At 40.2% G+C, this 6793-nt stretch carries 8 protein-coding genes; 4 read left to right on the forward strand and 4 right to left on the reverse strand.

From position 1 onward, the window contains the following. Nucleotides 1-248, reverse strand: a 248-nt coding sequence (locus AC3LHT_RS07335) for a hypothetical protein (protein WP_488662440.1), incomplete at its 3' end; no start/stop codon positions are given. 84 nt (nucleotides 249-332) lie between these two features. On the opposite strand from AC3LHT_RS07335, the gene AC3LHT_RS07340 reads away from it, so the two are divergent. The 3 genes from AC3LHT_RS07340 (at nucleotide 333) to AC3LHT_RS07350 (ending at nucleotide 4022) form a co-directional block, all read left to right on the forward strand. Then, nucleotides 333-1337 (forward strand): mannose-1-phosphate guanylyltransferase, encoded by a 1005-nt coding sequence (locus tag AC3LHT_RS07340; protein ID WP_488662441.1) that lies wholly within the window; start codon nucleotides 333-335, stop codon nucleotides 1335-1337. Nucleotides 1338-1359: 22 nt separating this feature from the next. Next, nucleotides 1360-2751: a dipeptidase PepV gene (gene pepV, locus AC3LHT_RS07345; RefSeq protein WP_488662442.1), complete on the forward strand. Its 1392-nt coding sequence runs from the start codon at nucleotides 1360-1362 to the stop codon at nucleotides 2749-2751. A 110-nt stretch (nucleotides 2752-2861) separates the two neighbouring features. Continuing rightward, nucleotides 2862-4022 carry a P-loop NTPase fold protein gene (locus AC3LHT_RS07350; protein ID WP_488662443.1) on the forward strand — a complete coding sequence of 387 codons (1161 nt, stop codon included), beginning with the start codon at nucleotides 2862-2864 and terminating at the stop codon, nucleotides 4020-4022. Between the two features lie 60 nt (nucleotides 4023-4082). On the opposite strand, the gene AC3LHT_RS07355 is transcribed toward AC3LHT_RS07350, so the two are convergent. Beyond that, nucleotides 4083-5033 (reverse strand): WD40 repeat domain-containing protein, encoded by a 951-nt coding sequence (locus tag AC3LHT_RS07355; protein ID WP_488662444.1) that lies wholly within the window; start codon nucleotides 5031-5033, stop codon nucleotides 4083-4085. A 40-nt stretch (nucleotides 5034-5073) separates the two neighbouring features. Next, nucleotides 5074-5406, reverse strand: a complete 333-nt coding sequence (locus tag AC3LHT_RS07360) for a hypothetical protein (RefSeq protein ID WP_488662445.1) — start codon at nucleotides 5404-5406, stop codon at nucleotides 5074-5076. Nucleotides 5407-5558: 152 nt separating this feature from the next. On the opposite strand from AC3LHT_RS07360, the gene AC3LHT_RS07365 reads away from it, so the two are divergent. Then, the gene (locus AC3LHT_RS07365) at nucleotides 5559-5876 is read left to right on the forward strand and encodes a cupin domain-containing protein (protein ID WP_290667427.1); all 318 of its coding nucleotides are present in this window, start codon (nucleotides 5559-5561) and stop codon (nucleotides 5874-5876) included. A 10-nt stretch (nucleotides 5877-5886) separates the two neighbouring features. Here AC3LHT_RS07365 and AC3LHT_RS07370 read toward each other — a convergent pair whose 3' ends face one another. Continuing rightward, entirely contained in the window at nucleotides 5887-6738 is an 852-nt protein-coding gene (locus AC3LHT_RS07370) for a hypothetical protein (RefSeq protein ID WP_488662446.1), read from the reverse strand. Nucleotides 6739-6793 lie beyond the last annotated feature (55 nt).

Consider the following 6793-nt stretch of genomic DNA (forward strand, 5'->3'; position numbering starts at 1 on the left):
GTGAGGAAAACAGCGAAAGGTGCTAAATGTGGATCCCAAAATATCAGTAACGGGACCATTCCAGCGAAGTTGGTAATCAAGCGCAGCTGTTTTGCCCTGATGGGTACAAGATCTGTCAATACAAAGAATACCAGCAATGGAAGAATTCTGACGGGAAAGGTGAATTCTTCTAATTTACTGATAAGCCCTATTGCCAAAAGTGCAGAAATCATAATCAATATGACGTTGATAAAATGAATTCTTTTCAAGTGATCACCCACCTTACATTGAAAATTTTACTACAAATTGAAGTAAAATGTAAAATGAGAATCTTCATTTTGGGGGTGTGTTTAGTGGTAAAAGCGCTCATAATGGCCGGAGGTATCGGAGAAAGACTCTGGCCTTTAAGCACGAAAAAAAAGCCGAAGCAATTTCACGCTTTTGGTGATTCCATGCCACTTATAGTCCAAACCATTGAAAGGCTCAAGGGGCTTGTTGATGTGGTATATATAATTACAACTTCCGAACAGAGAGATATATTTAATCTAATGATTAAAGATATCGATATGAAAAACTTACTCGTTGAACCCTTTGGCAGAAATACTGCTCCTGCCATTGCACTGGGAAGCATGTACTTTAACCCTCAAGATGTAATGGTTGTACTTCCATCGGATCATATCATTCGAGATCTGGAGTCCTTTCAAAAGGTTATTAGAGATGCAATTTGTGAGGCTCAAGTTAATGATGTTCTTGTTACCATTGGCATTACTCCAACAAGCCCTCATACCGGTTATGGTTATATCGAGCGCGGAGAGGTTTTTTCAATAGAGCGGAACAGTTTTCGCGTAAGAAAGTTCCACGAAAAACCAATCTTTGAAAAAGCGCAGAAATACCTCAGGTCGGGTAACTATTATTGGAATTCCGGCATGTTCATCTGGCGAAAGGAAGTATTTCAAAGGGCTCTTGAAAAATATCTTCCAGAAGTGCATAGCGGCCTGGAAAGGGTGCAACGTGGAGAAAAAACCGTTAAAGAGGTTTATGAAACCTTCCCATCGATCTCCATCGATTACGGGATTATGGAAAGGGCAGATAACACGTTGGTTATTCCCGGGAATTTTTACTGGAACGATGTTGGGAGCTGGGATTCTGTCTATGATCTCGAAGAGAAAGATGCCAACGGAAATGCCGTCAAGGGTAAATTTGTGTTGCATGAGGTGAAAAATTCTCTGCTTTTCAATATGACAGAAAAGAGTGTTAGAATTAGTTCAGTAGAAGATATTATTTTTGTGGCCACTTCTGAAGGCACATTGCTTTGCCATAGAGGTGAATCACAAAAGGTAAGGGAATTGCTGAAATAATACAATACCTGGGGGTGTTTTAATGAACAAAAAAGTGGATGCTGCCGTTCTCGCCCTAAAAGACGAGATGGTTAATGCAATTTCGGAACTGATAAAGATACCTTCCGTACAGGGTGAGCCCGAAGAAGGAGCTCCCTTTGGGGTGGAAGTGAGAAAAGCTCTGGAAAAGGCCCTTGAACTTGGAAAAGAGCTCGGATTTGAAGTTAAAAATGTGGACAACTATGCCGGGCATGTGCAATATGGAAACACCGGCAGGCTTTTCGGTGTCCTGGGACACCTTGACGTGGTTCCCGAAGGAACAGGCTGGAGTGTAGAACCATATGGGGGCATTGTTAAGAATGGATATATATATGGGAGAGGGGCCATTGATGACAAAGGCCCTACCATAGCTGCACTGTATGCCCTGAAAGCAATAAAGGATGCGGGCATTGAGCCCGGAAACAGGATTAGAATAATATTCGGAACGAACGAAGAATCAGGCTGGGGTGGTATAAATTATTACCTTCAAAAAGAAGAAATCCCGGAAATGTCTGTGACACCCGATGCTGCCTTTACACTCATATACGCTGAAAAAGGTATTGTGAATTACAGATTTTCTAAAGAAGCGGGAGAGAATAAAGAGGGCTTTGAAATCGTTGAACTTGAAGGTGGCGAAGCCTCAAATATGGTCGCAGCTGATGCCAGGGTAGTGATGAAGGGCGATCTCGATAAATTACTGGCACTGCTCGAAATCTTCAAGCCCAAAAACAAAGCAACGATCAGCTGGGAAAAAGGTGCCGATGCATTAGCAATTCATGTAAAAGGTGTTTCAGCACATGGATCAAAGCCTGAAGCCGGGGTAAATGCCATTTCAGCGCTGCTGGATTTCCTTTCGAATTTGGAGCTTTCAAAAACCGGACTTCAAGAGTTTGTTGAAAAAGTTTCTTCAAAAATAGGCTATGAAACAGATGGAAATTCCCTGGGAATAGCAGGCCGGGATAAAATAACAGGACCGCTTAGCGTAAATTTCGGTACATTGAGATACGACGGAGAAAAAATCGAAGGCGTCATAAATATCAGATATCCGGTTTTTTTCAACGAGAAACGTATAAAAGCACAGATTGAAGAAGCGTTGGGAGGGCTGAAAATAGAGCGGGAACATCATCATGATCCACTTTATGTATCTCCCGACAGCGAGCTAGTGAAGCTACTCGTCAATGTATATGAGAAAGTTACCGGAGAAAAAGCCCAGCTCCACACCATAGGTGGTGGGACTTATGCCAGAGCTGTGCCCAACGCTGTTGCTTTTGGCCCTTTATTCCCTGGCAGGGAAGAGACAGAGCATCAACCGGATGAAAGAGTTCTTGTAGATGATTTGGTAATGATGGCAAGAATATACGCACAACTCTTCCACAGAATATTGACAAAGTGGTGAGAACAAAGAACCGAGAGCCAAAAAGCATTCTTCATGCACTGTCGGAGCTGTCCAGAATTTGACGGTCCTGTCGGCCTTGTCGGAGTGATATAATAAGATGAGGTGATTACATGGAAGCCGAAAAAATCATTAAAGCCCTTGCCGACAAACCGCTTCAAAAGAAAGAACAAAACTATCTGGTTGATAGAGAAAATGAAATATCGAAGTTGAACATGCTCACTCGTTACCACCCCTTTGGCATATTTGGCCTTTGTGGGGAAACCGGGGTTGGGAAAACCACGATACTGAATATGATCGACTCTGAAGAAATAAAGAAAATACGGATTTCCCTGATACACCGTGAAAACAAAGAATCTATTCTTTACGACCTTTTATACACAATTTCCTTGAACTTGAGCAGAGTTGAAAACCACGCTATAAAAAATCTCGCCAAAGAAGTCCTGAATTGGATAATTGAAGAAGTGGCGGTTATCAAGGGGGCTACTCTTGGAGTATCAATGATTGCAAAGGGAGATGCTAAGTATGAGAAGACTCAACTCCCAAGATTCAATGTCTTTGCGGCTCATGAAAAGCTCCACAGACTGTTGAAAACCTCCATCGAAGAATACGGAAAAATAGCGCTTTTGATAGACGAGCTTGACAAGGAATCAAAACAAGATGTTTTGAACGTTCTCGATTCATTGAAATTTGAGCTTCAACAGGAAAGTATGGTTACAATATTTTCTCTCCCATATTCCATTTACAGAGAATATAAGCAGGATAGAATGAAATGGAACGAATCCGGAAATCTTGAGAATATAATCAAGGATGTAATTTTTCTGTATGAAATGTCAGACTCAGATATTCTGGAACTGTTATTAAGAAGACTCAAAGGTATGAACGGCTGGTTTAAGAAAAATGCGCTTGTTCAGATAGTATCCTTTGCCGATGGCAACCCTCGTGACGCCTTATGGATAGCGCAAAAAGTCGCCTTTGAAAACCTCTCAGAAAAATATGTTGATGAAAGCAAATGCAAAACCACTATAAAGAAAATCGTTCGTGAATATATGGGAAGCCTTATTCTTACGGAAATCCAGAAAAAAGCATTGAAATTATGCACAGATTTCATAGGCTCAAAAGAAGAAATTCTTGAGCTATTCCAAAACAGCGGTATCAAAAGGACAACAGCCTATTCAACCCTCGATAGGTTAATTTCTTCTGGTCTAATACTCGAGCGCGAAGGAATGTATCGCATCTCTGGCAAAGCAAAAATCTTTGTAAGCCTTATTTGAAACGCTGTCGGAGCTGTCCGGAATTTGACGGTCCTGTCGGCCTTGTCGGAGTAAATGAATTTAGAATTTCCAAAGTATAACCGAACCGTTTTCGTGGGTGGAAATCAAAAGGCCCTCTTCTGATGCTATTTCCAAAGAGTTGAGGTTTGGAAGAGGGCAATTCAATGTCTTTAATAATTCTCCTTTTTCCATATCCCAGAGTTTCAAACTATCTCCGCTATCTCTGTTTTTTGTGCCAGCGAATCCGATTCCTTCCGGAGACACTCTGAAAGTTGTCACGGTTTGTGATTCTGGAATTGAGCTTTGAAGTTTTAAATCATGCAATGAATAAGCCTTAATATTATTTCTTTCACCGCTTCCCGCCGCGTATAGCAAGTCTTTAGCGTGATCTACAGTTATCTCACGGGCTTTGAAATCATATGGGAGTTCGAGAAATTCAGGTCTTACAGAATCTAAATTATGAATGTTCCACTTATTTACCGATTCAGCCGCTGAGAAAAACGTTGTTGAGTTCCAAAAGGCCAGATGAATGCCAAGTCCAAAAGTTTGTTGATGAAATGTATTAACATATTCCAATCCAGGGAATTCGAAAATTTTGATTGTTCCGTTATCTATGCCCACGATGAGCTTTGTTGAATCTGGTGAAATGGCTATTGAAGAAACTTCAGCTATAACAGCAGGCATCGGCGTTTTAAGACCGATATTCATGAAATATTTTCTTGAAATGGGTTGCAACTCGGGTAGAGAATAAACGACTAAATCGGCGTTAGAACCGACTGCAAGGAAATCCCCCTTAGGTGACAAAGCGATTGCAGTGACTGCTTCTGGTTTTCCAGTCTCGGAAAGAAAATCGACGCTCTTTAACAAATTTCCTTCAAAATCCCACATTTTTATAGTGTGGTCATAGGAACAGGTAAAGAAAACCTTTCTTTTACTATCCACAGCAATTCCTTCTACTGAGCTTCTGTGAGCTTTTATTCTCTTAAAAACGGGTTCTTTCTTGTAATCCATGGCGTGCACCTCCCGAAATTTGGGGATTCGTGAAAGTAGATTATTTGTCTTTATCTGATGGTTTCAATTCCTGTTTTAAAAGCCATTCCAAAGAATCATCAAAATCCTCTTCATCAAGTCCCCAGCTATTTTCTACCGCTTTAATGAACTCCTTATCGTGCAAGTCGATAGCCTGTATGTATTTTACCGCGAGTTCCCTGCGCTTTTTAGGCATTCTCTTGATGCTCTTCAAAAGGCTTATAGAAAACTCATCCTCTTTTTCTATAAGGTCTCCGAGCCTGAGAATGGCGTCTTCAAGCTTGTAACTAACATCGTCCATCAGAAAGGCAAGGTCTTTTCTTAAAGCCTCCAGCTGTGTTTTCTTCTTTGACATAAGCACCTCCTGAGTGATCTTGTAAAGATTTTATCATTTCATGCCTGATTAGATTTCAATAAAAAGATATTGTGTGTAACATTAGTTACCGAAATCAGTGGATACTTTGATATAAGATGATAGATGCAAATTGAATTCAAGGGGGTTTTGAAATGAAAAAGGTCAATATGGATGAATTACCAATAATTTTCCAGAAAGAAGGAATAAAGGCAAAAAGAATTTACGACAAGGAAGCGGCACAAGCAAATGTCATAACCATTGAACCCGGTTACACATTGCCATCACATGTGGTTACGGTTGATATCTTCATGTTCGTTCTTGAGGGAAAGGGCAGCTTTACTGTGGGTGATGAGCGAGTTGAACTGACAAAATACGAGCTCATTGAAGGTCCAAAGGACATTCCCCACGGTATAGAAAATACAGGTGATACGCCCTTGAAAGTTCTGGTTCTTAAAGCGCCAAGGGATTGAATTGAAGTGTCTATTTAACTGAGACTATTTTTTTGGTAAGGCATTTCCAATAATCAACCACGCTGGAGTAAAATTCTTCGGCTGTTCTTGAATTTAGTTGAATTTCGCAAAGCATCGACTTGAAAAGCATGGAAGTTATTTCTTTTTTGAAATCGTTAAAAGCTGAATAAATGAGGTATTCGTCCTCCAAATAATCATCTTTCAAACATTTTATAAGCAAAAATGCTGCTGTAAGAAGAACCCATGGAACAGTGTTAAAAAAAAGCGGTTTGGGCAGGACTCTGGCAAAATCCGAAGAAATACTGAAATTCCTTTCTCTTCCTGTCCTTTTTTCAATCAGAAATCCCGCTCTCGAAAGTTTTTCAAGCTCTATAAGAACCGCTTTCTGGTTTAGAAATCTTTCCTTTGCGATTTGATTTGAGTTTGAACTTCCCTTTGTTAACAGATGATAGATAACCTCAGCTTTTGTAGAGCAGCCGAAGAGAAATCTCAATCTTGGCAAGAGGTTTTCGGGTTGAAGCACATCAAGTGTGCTTACAAACTTTGATTTTCCTGGAATTTGCGTTTTGAATTCAATCGGAACTGAGATTCCACATTTATTGAAAAACATCTTTGAGATCCCTTTCAAGCGGGTCACATTTAAGTGTTGTCTATTTACCGCAATCCATTCTTCAATGATCTTTCCAAGGCGCTTTTCATGTATTGCAAAATACTTCGAAAAAAATACAGAAGCCTCAGGATCAGAATAGAATTTAAACTTCTCTCCTGATTCAATCCAGGCTCCCAGATTCTTCCACTGGTCCCATAATATCGATATTGATGTTTCAATCAAATGGGTCTTAAATTCTTTTGGCAACATCATCATAATCCACCCCATATACTAGTATATCATATACAACTTATTAGTATATGATATA

This window comes from Kosmotoga sp. (genome assembly GCF_982836095.1).

Bases quoted from the DNA above. Each gene is read 5' to 3' on its own strand.
- pepV (WP_488662442.1), top strand. From the start codon at position 1,360: ATGAACAAAAAAGTGGATGCTGCCGTTCTCGCCCTAAAAGACGAGATG.
- AC3LHT_RS07350 (WP_488662443.1), top strand. From the start codon at position 2,862: ATGGAAGCCGAAAAAATCATTAAAGCCCTTGCCGACAAACCGCTTCAA.
- AC3LHT_RS07355 (WP_488662444.1), bottom strand. From the start codon at position 5,033: ATGGATTACAAGAAAGAACCCGTTTTTAAGAGAATAAAAGCTCACAGA.
- AC3LHT_RS07360 (WP_488662445.1), bottom strand. From the start codon at position 5,406: ATGTCAAAGAAGAAAACACAGCTGGAGGCTTTAAGAAAAGACCTTGCC.
- AC3LHT_RS07365 (WP_290667427.1), top strand. From the start codon at position 5,559: ATGAAAAAGGTCAATATGGATGAATTACCAATAATTTTCCAGAAAGAA.
- AC3LHT_RS07370 (WP_488662446.1), bottom strand. From the start codon at position 6,738: ATGATGTTGCCAAAAGAATTTAAGACCCATTTGATTGAAACATCAATA.